This window comes from Streptomyces sp. NPDC111516, assembly GCF_055635345.1.
This window is the reverse complement of record NZ_JBVKBV010000015.1, coordinates 132,805-152,318: the sequence shown is the minus strand read 5'-3', so window position 1 is coordinate 152,318 and position 19,514 is coordinate 132,805. Positions and strand designations below refer to the sequence as shown.

Here is a 19,514-nt window from a genome sequence, read left to right as displayed (position 1 = left end):
CATCCGTAAGGAGGAGGGACTGTTCGGGTGTGCCCAACTTGCGTGGGATGCCTAAATGGGCCCCTCCGGCGATGCTTCGGCGCTGCGGGACTGATGGGGTGAGAGGTGTGCAAAACCGGACGCCGCGGATCCCTCAGCAGCCCGCACCGAACCGTGCTGAGTTCGACGCCAGACTCACCGTGGAGCTGGCCGCGGTGGTGACAGGTGCCCGCAGGCGCGCACTGCGCGACGGCGATCGGCAGATCGACACGGCGCATCTGCTCCACTCCCTCATCGAATCGGACCCCGAGGTGCGGGCGGCCTTCGAGGGCGGACCCCAACTGGCCAAGGTGCTCGGGTATCTCGTACAGCGCAGTATCGGCTACGGGCTCCGCTGGCAGGGTGCAGTGGAGGACTCCGGCGCCGTCCCGGTCGTCCGGGGCCCGGATTCCGCTGTGCGCGACGCGGGCGTGGAAGGCTGGTCGCCCTCGGCCGCCACCGCGATGGCGGGAGCCCTCGATCGGGCGGAACTGCGGGGCGACATGAGGGCCGGCGGGCTCGACCTGCTCGCGACGCTGGCCAGGGACCACGAGTGCCGGGCCGTCGAGGTGCTGGAGCGGGCCGGCGTCGACGCGAAGCAGCTCGCGGTCCGGATCGTGGGGGCGTCCGGCCAGGGGTGGCGGGGCGCCGGGGGCTGACGGGACTGGCACCTTCACCGTGCCCGGTGTGCTGGTCCTCCGCGTCCAGGAAGGACTGATCACACGGGTTCGAGACTACATGGACGGCCTGGCTGTCGCCGGGCTGGGCGAATCGATGGCGGGGGCCGCGGTGGAGCCGAGCACCTGGCGGAGAGCGCACGTCAGGGGTCACCGAGGTGACGCTCCTGACTTCAGCTGTCATGATGTGCCGATGCACGCGTCTCAGGAGAGAAGCGCCAGCCTGGGACTTGCCCTGGTTTCGGCGTTCGCATTCGGTGGTTCAGGGGTGGCGGCCAAACCGCTCATCGAGGCAGGCCTCGATCCGCTCCATGTGGTGTGGCTACGGGTGGCTGGCGCCGCCCTCGTCATGCTGCCCGTCGCCTGGCGGCACCGGGAACTCATGCGCAGCAGGCCGGTGCTGCTGATCGGGTTCGGGCTGCTCGCCGTCGCGGGTGTGCAGGCCTGCTATTTCGCCGCGATCTCCCGTATCCCCGTCGGTGTCGCGCTCCTCGTGGAGTATCTGGCGCCCGCGCTCGTCCTCGGCTGGGTGCGCTTCGTCCAGCGCCGGCCGGTCACCCGGGGTGCCGCGGTCGGTGTGGTGCTCGCCGTCGGGGGGCTCGCTTGCGTGGTCGAGGTCTGGTCGGGGCTGAGCTTCGACGTGGTCGGGCTGGTGCTCGCGCTCGGTGCCGCCTGCTGTCAGGTCGGCTACTTCGTCCTGTCGGACCAGGGGAGCGCGGGCGGGGCGGAAGGCGCGGCACCGCCCCATCCGGTCGGTGTCATCGCGTACGGGCTGCTGATCGGCACGGTCGTTCTCACCGTGGTCGCGCGGCCGTGGAACATGGACTGGTCGGTTCTGGGCGCCGGCGCGGACATGGACGGCACGGATGTACCGGCATGGCTTCTGCTCCTCTGGATCGTGCTGTTGGCGACGGTGCTCGCCTACGTCACCGGCGTGATCTCGGTACGACTGCTCTCGCCAGCGGTGGCGGGTGTCGTCGCCTGTCTCGAGGCGGTCATCGCGACCGTGCTCGCCTGGGTGATGCTCGGTGAGCACCTGTCGGCGCCGCAGCTCATCGGCGGTTCCCTGGTGCTGATCGGCGCCTTCATAGCCCAGTCGGCGACACCGCGGACGCCCTCCGGCCCCGTCGCGTCAGGGCCGGGCGGCGGACAGCTCGCCGGAGCGGACGCAGATCGCGCCGCCGCCGAGGGGCAATTGTCCACGAGCCGCGCCGCGACGTAATGTGACGCTCATGTATTCGACCGTGCTTTCGCCGCCCGCCGCCTGACACGGGCGGCGGCCACTCCTGACGAAGACCGGGCTCGGGCAGTCCCCGAGCGGTTCGTCGCGGCCCGTGTGCGGAGCCGAGCGACCGCCGTCCTGTCCCCATCGGGAGAAGCCACGTGTCGAATCCTGCTTCCGGCCTGCCCATCGGGCGGAGCCTCTTCTATCTGATCCTCGCCGGAGTTGCCTGGGGTACTGCCGGGGCCGCCGCCTCGCTGATCTTCGGGGTCAGCGATCTGGGCCCGCTCGCCCTGTCGTTCTGGCGCTGCGCGGGCGGCCTCGTGCTGCTGCTCGCCGTGCTGGCGCTACGGCCCCGGCGGGCGGCCGCCCCGGCCGAACCGCGCAGCCGTCGGCTGCTGCGCGTCCTCGGTACCGGCGTGGGCCTCACCGTTTTCCAGAGCGCGTACTTCGCTGCCGTCGAGGCGACCGGCCTCGCGGTCGGGACCGTGGTCACCCTCGGGGCGGGCCCCGTGCTCATCGCCGTCGGTGCGCGGCTGACCATGGGAGAACGGCTGGGGCGCGGCGGACTGGCCGCGGTGGTGGGCGCGCTGGCCGGGCTCGCCGTGCTGGTGCTCGGGGGCGACGGGGCCACGGTACGGCCCGCCGGAGTCGCCCTGGCGCTGCTCTCGGCCGCCGGCTACGCGACGATCACCCTGCTGACCCGGTGGCTCGGCCGCGACGGCGGCACCACCGACTCGCTCGCCACCAGCGCCTGGGCCTTCGGGATCGGAGCCGTCGGGCTGCTGCCGATGGCTGCGGCCGAAGGTCTCGTACCGCACACCGCTCAGCCGGCGCAGGTTGTGACGCTGCTCGTGTATGTGGCCGCGGTACCGACCGCGCTCGCTTACGCGCTCTACTTCGCGGGCGCCGCGGTGGTGCGTGCCGCGACGGTGTCCGTGATCATGCTGCTCGAGCCGGTCAGTGCGGCGGTCATCGCCGTCGTGGTGCTCCGTGAGCAGCTCACCGCGGCGACCGTCGTCGGGACGCTGCTGCTCCTCGCGGCCGTGACGGGGCTGGCGTTCGCCGAAGCGCGCAGCGCCGCGCACGCCCGCCGCCGGGCGGCCGTACCGGCCTGACCGCTGGGGCGGGCGGGCCCGTAGCCACTGTGGCGGGCCCGCCCGGCCCTGGGACGGTTCAGAGTGCGGTGATGTAGTCGGGCACCCCGATCGCGGGGTCGAGGTCGTCCGAGGGGAGCGGTGCCGCATAGCCATGTGCCAGCGGGACGACGCCCGCCCAGTGGGGCAGCGTGAGGTCGCGGGGTTCGTCGTTGGGGCCGCCGGTGCGGATCTTGGCGGAGACCTCCTGGAGGTCCAGCCGGATCACCGCCGTCGCCGCCAGCTCCTTCTCGTCGGCGGGCCGCGAGTCCGCGGACCGGCCCGGCACCACCTGGTCGACGATTGCGTCGAGGGCGGTCCGGCGCTCCTGCGGGTCGGTCACCGTGCGTGCGATGCCGTGGACCACCACGGAGCGGTAGTTGATCGAGTGATGGAAGGCGGAGCGGGCCAGCACCAGCCCGTCGACATGCGTCACCGTCAGACAGACGGGCAGGCCGGGGTCGGTCCGGCCGGTCTCCCGCAGCGGCCGTGAGCCGGTGGAACCGTGCACGTAGAGCTGCTCACCGACTCGGCCGAAAAGCGTCGGCAGGACGACCGGTGCGCCGTCCCGGACGAATCCGAGGTGGCAGACGTACGCCTCGTCGAGTATCGAGTGGACCAGTTCCCGGTCGTATGCCGCGCGATCGCGGGAACGGGTCGGGACAGTGCGCTCGGTCGGCCGGTACCCGGCCGGGGTGTCCGGGCCCGTGGTCTGCGGCGTTGCGGTGTCCGACATTGCGTACTCCATTGCACTAGTGCATAATCTTGTTTGTGCTAGGAGAGTATCGGATCATCGGGCGGCGCGCATCGGAAATTGCCGCCAGTGTGGAGCGCGGGGTCGGCTCGGGTGACCTCGCGCCGGGGCAAGTGCTGCCGCCGATGCGGGAGTTGGCGGCGCTGCTGGGGGTGAATCCCAATACGGTGGCAGCCGCCTACCGCACGCTGCGCGAGCGGGGGGTGATCGAGACGGCCGGGCGCCGGGGCAGCAGAGTGCGGCCGCGCCCGGCGAGTACGGCGCGCGGTTCGCTCCGGGTCGAGGCGCCGCCCGGGGTGCGGGACCTGGGGGAGGGGAACCCCGATCCGGCCCTGCTGCCCGCGCTGGGGGAGGCGTTCGCGGCGGCCACGGGCGAGTATGCGCGACACCCCGGTATGTACGGACAGCCGCCGCTGGACCCGGAGTTCGCCGCACTCGCGCGCGCCGCACTGGATGCCGACGGAGTGCCGGGCGGACCCGTGGTCGCGACCTCCGGATCGCTGGACGCGATCGAGCGGGTACTGGTCGCGCATCTGAAACCCGGTGACGCGGTGGCCGTCGAGGACCCGGGGTGGGGCAGCATGCTCGATCTCGTTCCGGCGCTGGGACTACGCCCCGTGCCCGTCGCACTCGACGACGACGGACCGCTGCCCGATGACGTGGATCGCGTGCTGAAGGCCGGTGCCCGCGCGCTCGTGGTCACCGATCGGGCGCAGAATCCGACCGGGGCCGCGATCAGCGGCGGGCGCGCCTTCGAGCTACGGGGCGTCCTCGCCAGACACCGCGGGGTGCTCCTGATCGAGGACGACCACGGGCACGGCATCGTCGATCTCCCGCTGTACCCGCTGGCGGGCGCCACGGACCGGTGGGCGTTCGTGCGGTCCGTGGCCAAGGCGTACGGGCCGGATCTGCGCGTTGCCGCACTGACCGGCGACCCGGTCACCGTCGACCGGGTGTCGGGGCGGCAGCAGCTCGGCCCCGGCTGGGTCAGCAGACTGCTGCAACGGGCCGTGGTGCATCTGTGGGCCTCGGGCGCGGTCGACCCGGGCGAGGTGGCGCGGGCGTACGCGAAGCGGCGGGACGCACTCGTGCGGGCGCTGAAGGATCGGGGCGTGGAGGCGCACGGACGCAGCGGCATGAACGTGTGGGTACCGGTGAGCGACGAGACCGGGGCCGTGGCACGGCTGCTGCACGCGGGCTGGGCGGTGGCGCCCGGAGCGAGGTTCCGGATGACCGCGCCCCAGGGTGTCCGGCTCACCGTCTCACCGCTCACCGAGGGCGACATCGGGCCGCTGGCCGATGCGGTGGCGGTGGCGGCCGGACGGCCGAAACCGCTGAACTACGGCTGAGTCCCTGTCCTGCCGCCGCGCCCCCTGCTCTGGGTCAGGGCGGCGCCCGCCAGGACCACGAGGGCGCCGACCGGAGTGTTCCAGCTCAGCGGCTCGCCGAGCACGAGGACTCCGGCCGCGGTGGCGATGACCGGAATGAAGTAGGTGACCATCTGCGCGGTCGTGGGTCCGACCTCCTCCACCAAGCCGTACTGGATCAGCACCGCGAGGCCCGTACCGAGCGCGCCCAGGGCGACCACGGCCAGGGTGGGGAGCAGGGGGAATCCGTCGGGGGCCGAGGTGAACAGCGGGGTCACCAGAGCGATCTGCACCGTACCGAGAAACAGTTGGCTGCCGGTCAGGGAGAGCGTGGACGAACCGCTGCCCGCCAGCGTTCTGCGGACGTAGATCCAGCCGATCGGATAGCTGAGGGAGGCGAGCAGAGCCATGGCCGTACCGCTGAAGTCCAGCCCGGAGAAGCCCTGCCAGGCGCCCAGCACGGTCAGCACACCCAGGAAGCCGAGCCCGAGTCCGGCGACGCGGCGACGGGTGGGCCGATCCTCCGAGAGCGCGACGAGCGACAGCGCCATGCCCCACAGGGGCGAGGTCGCATTGCAGATTCCGGCCAGGGCCGACGGGATGGTCAGCTCGGCGTAGGCGAAGAGCGAGAACGGCAGCGCGTTCAGGAAGAACGCGGCGACGACCAGATGCCCCCACGTGCGGGCACCGCGCGGCGGACGCTCCCGCCGTACCGCCATCGCGACGGCCAGCACGGCCGTGCCCGCCAGGAGGCGGCCGAGAGTGACCTGGAACGGGGCGTACCCCTCGGTTCCGACCTTGATCAGAAGGAAGCTGAAGCCCCAGATGAGGGAGAGCGCTCCGAAGCGGATCCGCCAGTCCAGCCCCGGCCGCGCGGGCGGGGCCGAAGCGGACGTCGCGAGGGGCGCCGGGGCAGTGGGTGCCGGGGTGGCCGTCCCGATCGGCCGGGACGGGGTGGAGGATTTGGGGGGAGGAGGGGTTCTCGGTGTGACCGGCGCGCTCATGGGGTCAACGATGACGAAAATAATAACGTAGGACAAGTGAGATTTTGTGCGGGAATCTGCGTAGCATTGCTTACATGTTGAATCTGGAGCGCCTGCGCACTTTGGACGCACTCGCCCGGCACGGTTCGGTCAGCGGTGCCGCCGACGGGCTGCATGTCACCACGTCGGCGGTCTCCCAGCAGATGTCGAAGCTGGAGCGGGAGGTGGGCCAGCAGCTCCTGGCCAAGAACGGCCGCGGGGTCCGGCTCACCGACGCCGGCCGGCTGCTCGCCGACCATGCGGCCCGGATCCTGTCCCAGGTCGAGTTGGCCCAGTCCGACATCGAGGCGCAGCGCGGGGAGGTGGTGGGCGAGATACGGCTCTCCGCTTTTCCGACCGCCGCGCGTGGACTCTTCCCTGCGGCGCTCCAGGCGCTGCGCGCCGACCACCCCGAACTGCGCGTACGGACAAGGGAATTGGAGCCCGAGGAAGGCATCCGTGCGGTCATCAGGGGTGATATCGACCTGGCGGTCGTGCTGGACTGGAGCAACAAGCGGCTGCCGGTGCCCGGTGGGCTGGCCAAGGCCGGACTTCTGGACGACGTACCGGACGTCGCGATGCCGGCCGGCCATTCCCTCGCGGACCGGGCGGAGGTGGATCTGGAGGAGTTCGCCGACGACGACTGGGTGTCCTGGCCCGAGGGTGAGTTCTGCTACGACTGGCTGATGTTCACCCTGCGCTCGAAGGGCATCGAACCACGCATTGCGCATCTGGCAGGCGAGCATCACACCCAACTCGCCCTGATCGCCGCTGGGATGGGGGTCTGTGTGGCGCCTCGGCTGGGCCGTGGGCCGGTGCCGGACGGAGTGCGGCTCGTGCCCGTACGGCAGGAGATGCGACGGCACGTCCACGCCGTGTGGCGCACCGACGCGGACCGGCGTCCGTCGATCAGGGCGGCGGTGACGGCGTTGCGGACGGCCGGCCGGGAGATGGATGCGCCGGCGGCGTAGGCCGGGGCGCAGGGTTTCTCCCGTCGACGTCGCTCATGTTCTCCTCATCGAGGACGCTCACGTCCTTCTGTCGAGGTCGCTCACGTCGAGGACAGCCCTGCCAGCTTCCGGAAGTCCCAGGAGGTGATGGCGTCCGGAGTGAGCCGCAGCCAGGCGTGCCGCCCGTCGTGCGGCATGGTGTCCATCCCGAAGTACTTCGCCGCGAACAGCCGCTCCGGCACGTCGAGTTCGGGCCAGGGCTCGCCGGTACGGGGTGCCTCGCCGACCGGGACGGCCTCGCCGGAGAGTTCGACGCCGCACAGATCCGCGTACTCCACCCCGTCGTCCACGACCACCGCGATCCTCGGGTCGTCGCGCAGCTGGGACCAGCGCAGGCTGCGGGTGATCGAGTACAGCCATAGAGAGGCTCCGTCCCAGGTGAACCAGAGGGCGCCGATGTGCGGGCGGCCGTCGGCGGACACGGTGGCGACCCGGCAGGTCCGCTGCTCGGCGAGATAGGTGTCGCGTTCCGCGTCCGTCATCATGATCCGACGGCCCCGTCGCTGAATGGCGGCCATGGACGGCCCCCTCCCGGTAGCTGACTATGTGTCAGAGAGCATGGGGCCTCTTCCCTCGTCACGCAATGGCGGCTAGCCTCGCGCGCCCGATCCGCCACCGAAAGGGGCAGCCGTGCCGTCGAAGGAACAGCTCGCCGAGCAGCTCGATCCGGCCACCACCGTGCTGCTGACGGTCGAATGCCAGCAAGGTGTCGTGGGCCCCGACAGCGCCCTGCCGGAGCTGGCCGAGGAGGCGAGGTCCTCCGGGGCCCTCCGCCGAGTCGCCCGGCTGGTGGCGGCCGCCCACGAGGCCGGGGTCCAGGTACTGCACGCGGTGGCCGAACGCCGCCCCGACGGGCGGGGAGCCAACAACAACGCCCGCCTGTTCCGGGCCGCCGGCCGGTTGCCCGTACAACAGCACTCGGGCACCACGGCGGTACGGATCGCCGCGCCCATCGAGGTGGCGGACGAGGACCTCGTCGTGCGCCGGCTGCACGGCCTCTCGCCGGTCGCCGGTACGGACGTGGACGCGTTGCTCCGTAACCTCGGCTGCCGGACGCTCGTCGTCACCGGGGTCTCGGCCAATGTCGCCGTCCCCAACGCCGTGTTCGACGCGGTGAATCTCGGCTATACGGCGGTGGTGCCGTCCGACGCCATCGCGGGGGTGCCGGCCGACTACACCCCCGCGTTGATCCGCAACACACTGGCCCTCGTCGCCACCATCACGACCACCGATGATGTTCTCGGCTGCTGGCTGAGCCGAGGGCGGACCGGGGCCCGTCCGGCGGACCGCGGCCGGACGGGGCCATACGACTAGGACGTGAGGGTGATCGAATCGCCCTTGACCGTGATGGCCTTGGCCGGCAGCGGCCGGCGCGCCGGGCCCGCCGTCACGCTGCCCGTCCTCAGGTCGAATTTGCTGCCGTGGCACGGGCAGTTGATGGTGCCGTCCGACACGCTGGACACGGCGCATCCCTGATGGGTGCACTTCGACGAGAACGCCTTGAAGTCACCGGCCTCGGGCTGTGTCACCACGACGCCCCGGTCGGCGAATACCTTTCCGCCGCCCTCCGGGATGTCGGCGGTCTTCGCCAACGTGTCGCCGCCGCTTTCCTTTCCGCCGCCCTCCGGGATGTCGGCGGTCTTCGCCACCGTCTCGCCGCCGCTTTCCTTTCCGCCGGCGGCCGGTCGGACCGCATCCGGACCCCCCGAGTCCTTCTCGTTTCCGCACGCGGTGAGTACGGCAGCTACCGAGACGGCCCCGACCGCTGCGACAACGGCCCGACGTCCGGGACGGACCTCGTGGTCCTGCGATGCGCTCATTCCGGTATTCCCTTCTGCGATGTTCGCGACTGTCGATGTCCGCGACTTCTGTGGTTACGACCTCGGTGTTCACAACGTCCGTGTTCGACCAGGGGTACGCGCAGTGGGACCCCCGTGTTCGACGCGGCAGGGACTTCTTGAGGAAGTCCCGCTCCAGCAGCAACGGATTGCCCGCCATCTCCGGTGACCGGACGGCCGGCCCCGGACAACGGCAGCAGCGTGTGCGACCGGCCGGCGGCCGGCAGCACGGCGGAGAACCGCAGCATGCGGGCGACGGCCACATTGTCATCGGCAAGACGGTGCACCAGCATGAGCGGGTGCGTCAGCCCGGCGCCTGCGGGAGCGGTGAATTGCGCGCGTAATTCTCCGGAAGTACATCCGGGTGGCCGAGGAACCGTTCCTCCCAATGGGTGTCGTGGAGCCGCCGGTCGGCCGGCGCCACACGGGTGACCGCCGCATGGAAGACCGCCGCATGGAAGACCGCCGGCCGGAGCAGCACGGCGGCGGCCGGAGGTATTCGCTGAGTGACCGGCCGCGCATGGCGACGCGCGTCAGGTCCACCGCAATACTGTGCGGCAGTCGAGTGAAGCGCGGCCAGAGACCGGGCGTCGGGCGTGACCGGTCATGTGTGATCGGTCGGGTGTGATGGGTCACGCGTGACCGGTCGCGAGTGATTGTCAGAGGCGTCTGCGAGGCTGAGCGGCATGACGCTGACGAACTTCAACGACCTTGAGCAGGCCATTCGCGGCGGGTGGGGCGCGGACACCACGACGCCGGCCCACCGTCCGCACTGGACCCCGGACAATCCGGCACGCGACCAATGCGGTGTCACCGCGCTGGTGATGCACGACCTGTTGGGCGGTGAGTTGATCCGCGGCGAGGTCCACGTCGACGGCGAGCGCGTCGACTACCACTGGTGGAACCGACTGGGCATGGGGATCGAAGTCGATCTCACGCGCGAGCAGTTCGGCCCCGACGAGACAGTTGTCGGCGGGGATGTGATCGAACGGCCTGCGGAGATCGTGCGGCTCCGTGCGGAGTACGAGCTTCTTCGCAGCCGAGTGCTGGCAGCGTTGCGTTGTCGACCCGCACCGGCACACCCTTCGGCTCTCATTCGCACCCGCTGTTCTTGAAGGGGCCGCCCGGCCAAGCCGGTGACCGCCGCGCTCGCCGCGCTCTCCCTCGCGGCGAAGGCCGGGCTCGGGCTCGGCGAAGGCACCCGCGCCCGCGCAGCAGGCCTCCCGGCCCGAGCCGTGGATCGTGGTGTCCGGGCGCCGGATAGCCTGGGAAAATGCTCACCGAAGTCACAGCGACCCGCTACGTCACGCCCCTGCGGGAGGGCGGCTCGCTGCCCGGAATCGTCGAGGCCGACGACCTCGGCACCTATGTCATGAAGTTGTCTACCACGTCGCGCTGACCTGGAGCGATGCAGCTTCAGTCGCCTCTGACCAGCGGAGATGAATCTTTCAGGGTCTTTCAGGGCCGTGCCGTCTAATGTAGTCGATTCTCCCCAGACGCTCCCCATCAGCGCTGATCCTCCCCAGATTCTCCCCAGGGAGGGCCGCCGTGACGGACGGCGGGAGACGAAACTTGGCGCTGTCGCAGGCACGCTGAGTGACTGTAGCGGGCGCTCAGCTGGCACCCCAGGGGTGATCTCGGCTCCGAGATCACCGCCCTGTGCGTACCGATCCCTTCGAAGGCACTGGGTCCGGCCGCTGATAGTGAGACGGCTGTCCGTCCTGGGCCGTGACCGTCCCACCTGCGCAGGGCAGGGTTGTAGCCGGCGTCGCGTGCGCGCTGTTTGTCGTAGTAGCGGCGGGCGCCGGGCGAGGTGTTGATGGCGGAGAACGCCTGCTTGTGGAGAGCGTCGACGAGGCGGTCGTTGCGCGCGTGGCGGGCATGGACGGCGTGGGTCCTGCCGGAGGCGCGGGTGATCGGACTGGTGCCGGCGTAGTTCTTGCGGGCCTTGGCTGAGGTGTAGCGGGTGGGGTCGTCCCCGAACTCGGCCAGCACCCGGGCACCGGTGATCTCGCCGATGCCGGGCATCGACAGGTAGATCTCAGCGTCCGGGTGCGCGAGAAAATGCGCGCTCACCTGCTCTTCCAACGCGGCTATCTGCTCGTTCAGCGCGATCAGCAATTGGCGTGCGCGGTCGCCGCCGCGGCATAGGCAGCGACCGGGGCGGCGACGCCGAGCTGGGGCTCGCGCAGGCCGGCCTGGATCGTGGCGGCCCGCTGGTCCCGGTTGCGCCGGCGGTGCTGGGCCAGCACCGCGATGATCTGCGGCTTCGTCAGCTTTGCCGCGGTCTCGGGCGTCGGGGCCTTGACCAGCAGTTCCAGCGCGTCGGTGCTGGTCAGCTCCAGACCCGCGTAGGCGTTCAACGCGCCGGGGAAGTACTCGCGCAGTGTGTTCCGAAGCCGCTGGAAGGCGCAGGTGCGTTCCCGGATCAGGGTCTGGTGGGCACGGGCGACGACCTTGATCGCCTGGGCCTGGTCGCTGTCCCCGGCGACCGGCCGCAGCTGGCCGCCGTCGATGCGGACCATGTCGGCCAGCGCGTGGGCGTCGCCCTTGTCACTCTTGGCCCCCGAGGTGCCGTACCGCTCCTTGAACCGCGCCGCCTGGCGGGGGTTGACCGCGTAGATGCGGTAGCCGGCCGCGATCAGCGCCTGCACCCACGGGCCGCGGTCGGTCTCGATCTCGACCGCCACCTGCCCGGGCTCCAGGCTCTCGCCGCCGTGGCGCGCGATGAGGGCGTGCAGCTTCGCGATGTCCTCCAAACCCTCCGGCAGCCGCGCGGTGCCCAGTCTGCGGCCCGTCTCGTCCTGGACCTCGACGTCGTGGTGGTCTTCGGCCCAGTCGTCGCCGATGAACAACACCAGCACCCGCCCCTTCGCTCTCGTCCCATCATGATGCGCAGCCCGCGGAAGGCACGGCTCGCTCTCTAATGGATCAAGTGCTCACGCCCAACCGCCCGGCGGGCACGCCATCCCATCAGCAGCCAGGCCTCCCCGCCGACCAGCGGGGGCACGGTCTTGTTGTCGCTGTCTTGCTTCATCTCGGTGAGGTAGCGCAGGGGGCCGAAATGCACCATGACGTCGGCGCGCCCCATGCCGACATTGTTCGTCTCTACCTGTACGACGTTGTGCAAGGGTCCGGTGAGCAGCCATTGGTGGAAGTCGCGTTGTAGGTCGCTTTCGTTGGCGTCCCGCTGGCCTCTTTCCGGTTTGCGGCGGTAGTCGTAGGGCGGGTCGTCTTTCCTTCCAGCGCCGAAGATGTGCGTGCGTTCCAGATCGGTACGGGACTTGAGGAACAGCAGCGTCTGGGTGAGCAGAGCGCTGAATGTCTGGCGGACGTGTCCGGTGAACTGCTCATGCTGTGACAGGTGTGGCAGGAAGCCGTCGAGCAAGGGCACGATGACCGGGTCGTCGGCCTTGAGGCGTGCGAGGTCACTGTCGTAGGCGATGCCCTCGATAGCGGCGAGAGTGGTATCAGACAGCCCAGCCAGGCGCAGAGCCTCCTTCGCCGGGAGCCGGCGAGCCACGGTCGGTGCGATGCGGTGCGGCCGTTCGCCTGCGGCCCGGGCGGCCCTTGTGGCCTCACGGCTCACCCCGCTGCTGGACGCCGCTCCTACCTTCCGGCCGCCTCTTCGAGGCCGACCGTCAGCGTGCGGGTGCTCCGGAACCGGCGGGACCACTCACTTTGGCAACTCCCACATGTCATTCGGCGTCATCCGCGTTGCGGCCGCCGGGCGTCGGCCTTGCGCTTACGCCCTCCGGCAGGATTCCCAAGGCGGCGTCCCTGGCCGCTTGGGCTTCGCGGCGGACCAGGCGGAACCACATGAAGATGCCGAAGCCCACGAAAGCGAACCACTGGCAGGTGTAGCCGAGATTCACGAACGCCCTTTTGTCCAGGCCGCTGCCTGCCGCCGGGGCCGGCGGAACGGCATGCAGCGGGGCCAGTGGATCGGTGAGCGTGATCCAGGCGTCGTGGACACCGTACGGCACCATGTTGACCAGCGACGCCGCACTGATCATGCCAAGCTGCCCCTTCGGCAGTCCGCCGCCCGCATGCACCTCGGCCGTGCCCTGGTTCTCCGACGCCTGCAAGGCGCCGGTCACCGTGACCTCCCCCTCCGGCGGCACAGGCACCTTCGCCGTCTCGGCCTTGTTGTTTGCGTCACCGGGGAGCCAGCCGCGGACGACCGGGAGCGCCTTGCCGCCGTCCGTGCGCAGCAGGGTCAGTACGTAGAAGCCCTGCCGGGAATCGCTCCTGCCCCTCAACGTGCGGTTCGGGACGAGGAGTTGATGTTCGGCATCGTAGTGGCCTCGGGCGCTGGCGCGGCGGCCGGAGGTGACCTTGTCGACCGGCAGCAGACTTTCCAGCGGCTTGGGAGTGGCGACCTTGGCGTCGGCGACCCGGATCGCCTGCTGCTGGTGCGAGACAACGCGGTCCTCGAAGCGGGCCAGCTGCCAGTTGCCCATCAGGAGGCAGAAGGGAATGGCCAGGATGACGAAGACATTGATTCCCCACCACTGCGGGGTCAGTAGGAATCGATACACGCACCTCACCGTACGGGGTTATCCCGGCACGACCGCACCACCCTCGCCATCACACTACCCCCGGCTATGGTGAACACTTCGCGCGTGGCGTCAAGTTGGCATTCGCGCGGCAGTCCCGCACGCCGTCAGGGCGGATTGTGAGAGAGCACAGATGTCGTGCAGGATGTGCTGTCGTTCCAGCCTGCGCCCGTCGAGTTCCCCAGTTTGGGGGCGGGACCCCGGGAGAGTGTGCACGAGCAGGGAGACGTGCTGGCACTCGTCGTTGGACTCCTTGAGCTGCGCCTCGAAGTCCTCGCGCTCCTGCGTCTTCACGCACTTTCCTGGCGACTTGTCCGGGTGAGAGCGGCGTCCCGCTGTGGAGCACCTCGGCCGGAGGCGATGCGAACGGCTGTGGAAGTCGAATTCAAATGTGAACAAGGCGTGGGGACGGCGCACTCGGGGGCATACCCCTGGGTTCGCTGGGGTTCCCTGCCCTGCCAGGAGGGTGGATCATGGCCGCAGTGCACGGAAGGTTCCAGGAGGGGCGCAGGCGCACCGCCGACCAGCGCGCCGACCGTAAGCTCAAGATCATCGGGGCGGTGTTCGGCTCGGCGCTGCTCGGCTTGATCGCTTGGTTGGGCATCTCCTACATCTCCGGTCAGGACCTCAGCGGCCGGTTGATCAGCTGGGAGGTGGTCTCCGACCACGAGATCAAGGTCCACCTGGAGGTCATCAAGCCCACGGATGTCACGGGGGTGTGCACGCTCAGGTCCAAGGCTGTCGACGGTTCGGAGGTCGGGCGCAAGGACATCACCATCGACCAGCGCACGCACCAGGTGGACGCCGAGGTGTCGGTGCAGACGATAAAGCGAGCGACCACCGCCGTCCTGGTCGGCTGCACGGCGTCATCGTCCGGCACCGGCTGATCCGTCGTCGCTACTGACGGCGTGCCGCAGCTGCCCGCGGAACGCGCACAGGCGATCAGTGGCTCCAGCAGCCGACCGGCCCACCCCCGGCCCGACCGGCCTCTGATCAGCCGCGATGCCTTCTCTGCGGGCGTTGCGGAAGCACGGCCCGAAGTGACGGGATGCGCTGGGCCTCCTGGAAATGCCGTGAGGCACTGAGCCGCCGCAGTCACGTCGAAGTCTCAACCAACTCTGAGGAGGCATGTCATGCAGCACACAAGAATGAGCGCCTGTGCCGTTTCCCGCACGCGTCTGATTGCGTCGGCCCTCTGCCTGGGGGTGGTCATGGCTGTCACAGCCACCGGTTGCGGGAAGGAGACGCGGAAGGCGAGCTCCACACCACCGCCTGCCGACGGCAAGGAGGTGTTCGATCAGCGGGCTGCACAGATAGTGCGGGACTGGCCGAAGGTTTCCCCTGTGGAGGGGCATCACGAGAAGCTGATGCCGTTGCCCGGTGCCGACCGTCCCAGGGATCGAGAGGTCCGGGAGCTGACGGTCACTGTCGGCCACGGAGCCTGCGACACCGGCTACGGTGCTCACACCCTGGAGTCCGAGCGCGTGGTCGTGATCTCCGGCTGGAGCAGTCCGAAGTCCTCGGTGCAGTGCTCCGAGCAGTTGATCATGGACAAGGTGAAGGTGCATCTGAAGCACCCGCTGGCGGATCGCGCTGTGGTGGACGCGGTCACCGGTCGGCGTCTGCTGGACGAGTAAGTCGGTATCCGGTTCCCAGGCGTCCGTGACGCCTGATCACGTCTGGCAACCCCGTCGTGGCGCCCTGCCGAAGGTTCAGCGCTGCGTGTTCGGTGCCGCCTGGTTGCTGACGCCACGCTAGACGGGGCGAGCCCTCCGCCAACCCAGTGCCGGCGGAGGGCTCGCTCCGGACAACCGCCGGCTGAGCATGTTGATCGCGTGCCGACGGACTGGCTCCGCCCGTATGGGGCATGCCGCGATCTGCTTAGAGTCGGCGATACGAGGCGGTATCGGCCGCATGGAACGTCATCGAGGGATCGCCGGTCATGGAGCTGAGACAGCTGCGGTACTTCACCGCTGTCGTGGAAGAAGGAACGCTCACCCGGGCTGCCCGGCTTCTCCGTATGGGGACGTCGTCGCTGAGTGAGCAGATCATCTCGCTGGAGCGGGAGGTGGGCACGGCGTTGTTCCGGCGGACGCCCTCGGGGATGGCGCTCACCGGTACGGGACAGGTGCTGCTGCCACATGCCCGGGCGGCTCTTGCCGCGGTCTCGGCGGGTGAGCAGGCGGTCCGGGTAGCGGCTGCGGCCGCACGCTGGCGAGTGGGAGTGACGCCGGGGAGCCCGCACGCGGTAGTCGATGAGCTGTGGGACCGGCTGCGGCGGATGGAGGTGGACGTCGAACCAGTGGATGCCTCGACTGCGGAGCAGTTGGAAGCGGTGCGCGGGGGCGCGTTGGAGGCGGGCCTGGTGTGTCTGCCGGTGGATGCGGACGGCTTGGAGCTGGCGCTGGTCAGCGATGCGCCGCTGGGGGTGTTGATGGCTGACCAGCACCCGCTGGCGCGCGCGGGGGAGGAGGCGGTGCGGTGGGAGGAGCTGCTGGGACAGGAGCTCTTGTGGTTTCCCAGGGAACTGGCACCTGGCTATCACGATGACGTGCTCAGCGCTTGCCGTGCCGCCGGATGGTGGCCGCAGCTGCGTGCCCGGCCACCGAGGCGCGCGCTGTTCACCGCCGAACTCCGCTCCGATGGAAGTCAGTTGGTCGCTTTGCGCCCTCGGACCTCGCTGGTCGATGGTGCCGGGCTGGCCTGGCGGCCATTGGCCGGTGCGCCGCGGCTGCGCCATGCGCTGGTCTGGCGGCGGACCGAGACCCCTGGAGTGCGGCACTTCGCGCTGCCGGATGAGGCTGTCCGGGATCCCGGACATGGAGGAGCTGGCGAGGCCCCGGTGACGGCTCCCGGGACTGTGACGAGCGTCATACAAGCCCTGGTGGCCTCGCTGTCCAGCTGTTGACCTGCGGTTTCCGGACTTCCCGGAGGGGCTTTCCGGAGGTACCGCGTGGACGGCGTGCCAGCCGGTCGGTTTCAGTGAGGGCGTTCTTGTCTCTGCCACCGTCCGCGCCGCCGCGGGCGGTAGGTGTTGTGGAGGTGTTGCGCCGTGCTATGGGTGTTGCTGATCGTCGCGGGCCTGCTGGAAGTGGGCTGGCGATCGGGCTGAAGTACACCGAGGGCTTCACCAAGCTCGTCCCCAGCCTGCTCGCCGGGCTGGTATCGCAGTCAGCGTGCTGCTGCTGTCGCTGCCGATCGGCACCGCCTACGGCACCTGGGCAATCGGGACGGTCGGGACAGCGCTGGTCGGCATCGTCGTACTGGGTGAGCCCGCCACCCTTTCCCGACTGGTGTTCCTGGCCCTCATGGCCATCCCCATCATCGGTTTGCAGGCCACCTCGGGAAACTGACCGCGCCACCTCACCATCGCTGTCCTCCCTCACCGCCTTCAAGGAGATGCCTGTGTCCTTCTTCTCCCACCGCGCTTTCGTCCGCGATCTGACCTGTGCGTCCAGGACGGTGACCTGCTGCACACCGGCCTCCACGACGTCCCCCAGCTGCCCGTCGCCCTCACGGCGGTCGGCGGCTGGATCGTGCAGGACACCACCGCCCTGCTGTACGACAACAAGAGGAACAGACCTCTCATGAACCCTATCGACCAGCTGGAGATCACCGACGCCACCGCCGAGGACTGGCCGCTGATATGGCCGTTCTGGCAAGAGATCGTCGCAGCGGGCGAAACCTTCACCTGGGACCGCAACACCGACGAACAGTCCGCCAAAGCCCTATGGATGGCACCCGGCTCCCACGTCTTCGTCGTCCGGGACAACGGCACACCCATCGCCTCCGCCTACCTCCGCCCCAACTACGGCGGCCCAGCAGCCCACGTCGCCAACGCCGGCTTCATGGTCGCCCCCACCCACACGGGCCGCGGCATCGGCCGCCGCCTGGCCGAACACGTCCTCGACCAGGCACGCCACGCCGACTACCGCGCCATGGTCTTCAACTCCGTCGTCGCCACCAACCCCGCCCTCGATCTCTGGCATTCCCTCGGCTTCGCCGTCGCCGGGACCATCCCCCGCGCCTACGACCACCCCCACCACGGGCCGGTCGACCTCCACGTCCTGCACCGTCATCTGTGAACCACCCTCCTCCGAAACAACAGCAACCGGGCCCGCACGGCGTGCACTTGCGTGCACGGGTGACGCCGTTGCTTCTTCCGTTCAGCGAGAGTCACGTCATGACCTATCCCTGCAGATCGTCGGATCCTTGCCGCGAGAGAGCCCGCAGACGGCGTGCAGCACCCACCGCATCCATGCGTGTCCGGATCACCGAGCGCCCCGTCACCGCCGAACCCAGGAGGCTTCCCGGACCAGTACCGCTCACACCGCTCCCCGCAACCAACCGTCACCCGACATCTTGGCGCCGGCCCGACTGGGGTCGGTGACCTTGCGTCACCGCATCATCAAGGCCGCCACGTTCGAAGGCGTCACCGCGGAGGCGCTCGTCACCGACGAGCTGATCGAATACTACGGACGGCCGGCCGCGGGCGGTGTCGGGATGACGATGGCGGCTTCCGACACGGACATGGACACGGGCACGGCGTCGGCCGGTTCCGGCGCCTGCGCTGTGGCGGAGATCACGGCAGGCGTAGCGGCTGTCCTGCGTACCCGGTGACCTGTGGCGCGCGATGACGTCGGACGAGCGTCCGGGATCACCGCGTGGACAGTTCCGAGCACCCTTGGTTTCAGTTGGCGTGTCCCGCGTTCGGTGCGGGGCGCACGTCGGGTCGGATGGCGCGTGCCGCAGGAACCGCCCCGCTCGTCCCGGCGACGACTCTTGGGCTCCGAGGGCTTCTTCGGCTCGGTGTCGACGATTTCTCTGCCCGTTCGGGCGTTCGTGGGGCCGGGGCGAGCAGTGGTGTGTGAGGGGAGATGTGATGTTGTCAGCTCTGGGGATGGACGACCTGGCCTCAGCCGTCTACCGGGGGCTGCTGGCTCGGCCGCGGGCCACGGTGGACCAGCTGGGGGTGTGCGCCGGTGCGTCCGGTGACGACGTGCGGACGGCGTTGTCCCGGCTGCTCATGCTGGGTCTGGTGCGGCGGTCCGGCGGGGATGAGGACCGGTTGAGGGTGGTGAGTCCGGCGGTGGGTCTGGCGCCACTCGTGGCCCGGGCCGAGGCGGAGGCGGCTGCCCGCGTGCACGCTGTGGAGGTGTTGAAGGCACATGCGGCCGAGTTGTCGGCCTGTTTCGGCGGGGATTCCGCGTTCGTGGTGGGAGAGGAGGAGGCCTGGGACTGCCTGGACCAGATGGCCGCGCGGGCGCAATGCCAGGTGGACGTCCTGGCCGGCGCCGGGCCGGCGCCGGGCCTGGACGGTTCCGGTGCCGACGGCTTCGAGCCGTTGTGGCAGCTTGCGGCAGCGGGCGCCCGGAGGGGGGTGCGGATCCGGATCGTGTGCCTGGAATCGGTCAGGGCGAACACCGAGTTGTGGGACGGGACGCGCTGGATGGCAAGTCAGGGCGTCGAGGTCCGGACGGTCGCCGCGACACCAGCATGGCTCTTCCTCGTCGACCAGGCGTACGGCCTCGGGGCCCTGGACCCGGGGGGTCATCGTGCGGGGCTGGAGTGGTTCAGGGAGCTGGGGGCGATGGCGATCGGCAGTGACCTCTTCGACCGCCACTGGCGCGAGGGCCGACCGGTGGAGGGCGTACGCGCCGATGCGGGCGACGGTCCGACTGCTCAGCAGCGCGAGATTTTGCGCCTGCTGGCGGAAGGCGCGAAGGACGAGACGGTCGCGCGACGCTTCGGTGTCTCCACCCGGACGGTCCGTCGGATGATCGCCGAGATAAGCACTCGACTCGGTGTGGAGTCCCGCTTCCAGTTGGCGGTGCGCGCCGCGGAGCGAGGCTGGCTCGACTGCGTCAAGTGATCGGATCGTCACCGAAAGATCGCCTCTTCCGCCTGTGGC

Annotated in this window: 22 protein-coding genes and 2 pseudogenes; 15 read left to right on the top strand and 9 right to left on the bottom strand. The window is 69.9% G+C overall.

Annotated elements, in window-relative coordinates; translation table 11 throughout:
- The first annotated feature begins 107 nt into the window (after positions 1 to 107).
- From ACZ7L9_RS25880 to ACZ7L9_RS25870, 3 genes are all read left to right on the top strand, one after another.
- The gene (locus tag ACZ7L9_RS25880) at positions 108 to 677 is read left to right on the top strand and encodes a peptidase (protein ID WP_471418637.1); all 570 of its coding nucleotides are present in this window, start codon (positions 108 to 110) and stop codon (positions 675 to 677) included.
- Between the two features lie 211 nt (positions 678 to 888).
- Entirely contained in the window at positions 889 to 1,917 is a 1,029-nt protein-coding gene (locus ACZ7L9_RS25875; protein ID WP_471418635.1) for an EamA family transporter, read from the top strand.
- A 161-nt stretch (positions 1,918 to 2,078) separates the two neighbouring features.
- Positions 2,079 to 3,035, top strand: a complete 957-nt coding sequence (locus tag ACZ7L9_RS25870) for a DMT family transporter (RefSeq protein WP_471418633.1) — start codon at positions 2,079 to 2,081, stop codon at positions 3,033 to 3,035.
- Positions 3,036 to 3,093: 58 nt separating this feature from the next.
- On the opposite strand, the gene ACZ7L9_RS25865 is transcribed toward ACZ7L9_RS25870, so the two are convergent.
- Positions 3,094 to 3,789 carry a pyridoxamine 5'-phosphate oxidase family protein gene (locus ACZ7L9_RS25865; RefSeq protein ID WP_471418631.1) on the bottom strand — a complete coding sequence of 232 codons (696 nt, stop codon included), beginning with the start codon at positions 3,787 to 3,789 and terminating at the stop codon, positions 3,094 to 3,096.
- A 35-nt stretch (positions 3,790 to 3,824) separates the two neighbouring features.
- Between ACZ7L9_RS25865 and ACZ7L9_RS25860 the strand changes: the two genes are divergently transcribed.
- Positions 3,825 to 5,156, top strand: a complete 1,332-nt coding sequence (locus ACZ7L9_RS25860; protein ID WP_471418629.1) for an aminotransferase class I/II-fold pyridoxal phosphate-dependent enzyme — start codon at positions 3,825 to 3,827, stop codon at positions 5,154 to 5,156.
- Here the strand turns inward: ACZ7L9_RS25860 and ACZ7L9_RS25855 are convergent.
- On the bottom strand, positions 5,147 to 6,178 hold the full coding sequence (locus ACZ7L9_RS25855; RefSeq protein ID WP_471418626.1) for a DMT family transporter: 1,032 nt from the start codon (positions 6,176 to 6,178) through the stop codon (positions 5,147 to 5,149). The two genes, ACZ7L9_RS25860 and ACZ7L9_RS25855, sit on opposite strands and share 10 nt — an antisense overlap.
- Before the next feature lie 74 nt (positions 6,179 to 6,252).
- Between ACZ7L9_RS25855 and ACZ7L9_RS25850 the strand changes: the two genes are divergently transcribed.
- On the top strand, positions 6,253 to 7,167 hold the full coding sequence (locus ACZ7L9_RS25850) for a LysR family transcriptional regulator (protein WP_471418624.1): 915 nt from the start codon (positions 6,253 to 6,255) through the stop codon (positions 7,165 to 7,167).
- Positions 7,168 to 7,247: 80 nt separating this feature from the next.
- On the opposite strand, the gene ACZ7L9_RS25845 is transcribed toward ACZ7L9_RS25850, so the two are convergent.
- Positions 7,248 to 7,724 carry a pyridoxamine 5'-phosphate oxidase family protein gene (locus ACZ7L9_RS25845; protein WP_471418622.1) on the bottom strand — a complete coding sequence of 159 codons (477 nt, stop codon included), beginning with the start codon at positions 7,722 to 7,724 and terminating at the stop codon, positions 7,248 to 7,250.
- Positions 7,725 to 7,836: 112 nt separating this feature from the next.
- Between ACZ7L9_RS25845 and ACZ7L9_RS25840 the strand changes: the two genes are divergently transcribed.
- Positions 7,837 to 8,520: a cysteine hydrolase family protein gene (locus ACZ7L9_RS25840; RefSeq protein WP_471418620.1), complete on the top strand. Its 684-nt coding sequence runs from the start codon at positions 7,837 to 7,839 to the stop codon at positions 8,518 to 8,520.
- Here the strand turns inward: ACZ7L9_RS25840 and ACZ7L9_RS25835 are convergent.
- The gene (locus ACZ7L9_RS25835; RefSeq protein ID WP_471418617.1) at positions 8,517 to 9,026 is read right to left on the bottom strand and encodes a Rieske (2Fe-2S) protein; all 510 of its coding nucleotides are present in this window, start codon (positions 9,024 to 9,026) and stop codon (positions 8,517 to 8,519) included. The two genes, ACZ7L9_RS25840 and ACZ7L9_RS25835, sit on opposite strands and share 4 nt — an antisense overlap.
- A 704-nt stretch (positions 9,027 to 9,730) precedes the next feature.
- On the opposite strand from ACZ7L9_RS25835, the gene ACZ7L9_RS25830 reads away from it, so the two are divergent.
- Both ACZ7L9_RS25830 and ACZ7L9_RS25825 read left to right on the top strand, forming a co-directional pair.
- Complete coding sequence (locus tag ACZ7L9_RS25830; protein WP_471418615.1) at positions 9,731 to 10,159, top strand: YunG family protein; 429 nt, start codon at positions 9,731 to 9,733, stop codon at positions 10,157 to 10,159.
- Between the two features lie 158 nt (positions 10,160 to 10,317).
- A pseudogene (locus tag ACZ7L9_RS25825) lies at positions 10,318 to 10,428 on the top strand (HipA family kinase); the annotation flags it as partial.
- A 122-nt stretch (positions 10,429 to 10,550) separates the two neighbouring features.
- Here ACZ7L9_RS25825 and ACZ7L9_RS25820 read toward each other — a convergent pair.
- The 5 genes from ACZ7L9_RS25820 to ACZ7L9_RS25800 form a co-directional block, all read right to left on the bottom strand.
- Positions 10,551 to 11,120 (bottom strand): transposase, encoded by a 570-nt coding sequence (locus ACZ7L9_RS25820; RefSeq protein ID WP_471418613.1) that lies wholly within the window; start codon positions 11,118 to 11,120, stop codon positions 10,551 to 10,553.
- A 38-nt stretch (positions 11,121 to 11,158) separates the two neighbouring features.
- Positions 11,159 to 11,902, bottom strand: coding sequence for an IS110 family transposase (locus tag ACZ7L9_RS25815; RefSeq protein WP_471418611.1), 744 nt, complete (start codon positions 11,900 to 11,902; stop codon positions 11,159 to 11,161).
- Positions 11,903 to 11,967: 65 nt separating this feature from the next.
- Positions 11,968 to 12,633: a hypothetical protein gene (locus tag ACZ7L9_RS25810; RefSeq protein WP_471418609.1), complete on the bottom strand. Its 666-nt coding sequence runs from the start codon at positions 12,631 to 12,633 to the stop codon at positions 11,968 to 11,970.
- A gap of 109 nt (positions 12,634 to 12,742) precedes the next feature.
- Positions 12,743 to 13,585, bottom strand: a complete 843-nt coding sequence (locus tag ACZ7L9_RS25805) for an SURF1 family protein (protein ID WP_471418607.1) — start codon at positions 13,583 to 13,585, stop codon at positions 12,743 to 12,745.
- A 90-nt stretch (positions 13,586 to 13,675) separates the two neighbouring features.
- Entirely contained in the window at positions 13,676 to 13,897 is a 222-nt protein-coding gene (locus tag ACZ7L9_RS25800; protein WP_471418605.1) for a hypothetical protein, read from the bottom strand.
- 179 nt (positions 13,898 to 14,076) lie between these two features.
- On the opposite strand from ACZ7L9_RS25800, the gene ACZ7L9_RS25795 reads away from it, so the two are divergent.
- The 7 genes and pseudogenes from ACZ7L9_RS25795 to ACZ7L9_RS25765 all read left to right on the top strand — a co-directional run bounded on the left by ACZ7L9_RS25795 (position 14,077) and on the right by ACZ7L9_RS25765 (position 19,475).
- Positions 14,077 to 14,490 carry a DUF4307 domain-containing protein gene (locus tag ACZ7L9_RS25795; RefSeq protein WP_471418603.1) on the top strand — a complete coding sequence of 138 codons (414 nt, stop codon included), beginning with the start codon at positions 14,077 to 14,079 and terminating at the stop codon, positions 14,488 to 14,490.
- Positions 14,491 to 14,814: 324 nt separating this feature from the next.
- Positions 14,815 to 15,240, top strand: coding sequence for a hypothetical protein (locus tag ACZ7L9_RS25790; protein ID WP_471418600.1), 426 nt, complete (start codon positions 14,815 to 14,817; stop codon positions 15,238 to 15,240).
- A 305-nt stretch (positions 15,241 to 15,545) separates the two neighbouring features.
- Positions 15,546 to 16,511: a LysR family transcriptional regulator gene (locus ACZ7L9_RS25785; protein WP_471418598.1), complete on the top strand. Its 966-nt coding sequence runs from the start codon at positions 15,546 to 15,548 to the stop codon at positions 16,509 to 16,511.
- A gap of 144 nt (positions 16,512 to 16,655) precedes the next feature.
- A pseudogene (locus ACZ7L9_RS25780) lies at positions 16,656 to 16,956 on the top strand (DMT family transporter).
- A 234-nt stretch (positions 16,957 to 17,190) separates the two neighbouring features.
- On the top strand, positions 17,191 to 17,688 hold the full coding sequence (locus tag ACZ7L9_RS25775) for a GNAT family N-acetyltransferase (protein ID WP_471418596.1): 498 nt from the start codon (positions 17,191 to 17,193) through the stop codon (positions 17,686 to 17,688).
- 301 nt (positions 17,689 to 17,989) lie between these two features.
- A complete protein-coding gene (locus ACZ7L9_RS25770; RefSeq protein WP_471418594.1) occupies positions 17,990 to 18,223 on the top strand; it encodes a hypothetical protein in 234 nt (77 codons plus the stop codon).
- Positions 18,224 to 18,485: 262 nt separating this feature from the next.
- A complete protein-coding gene (locus ACZ7L9_RS25765) occupies positions 18,486 to 19,475 on the top strand; it encodes a helix-turn-helix transcriptional regulator (RefSeq protein ID WP_471418592.1) in 990 nt (329 codons plus the stop codon).
- Positions 19,476 to 19,514 lie beyond the last annotated feature (39 nt).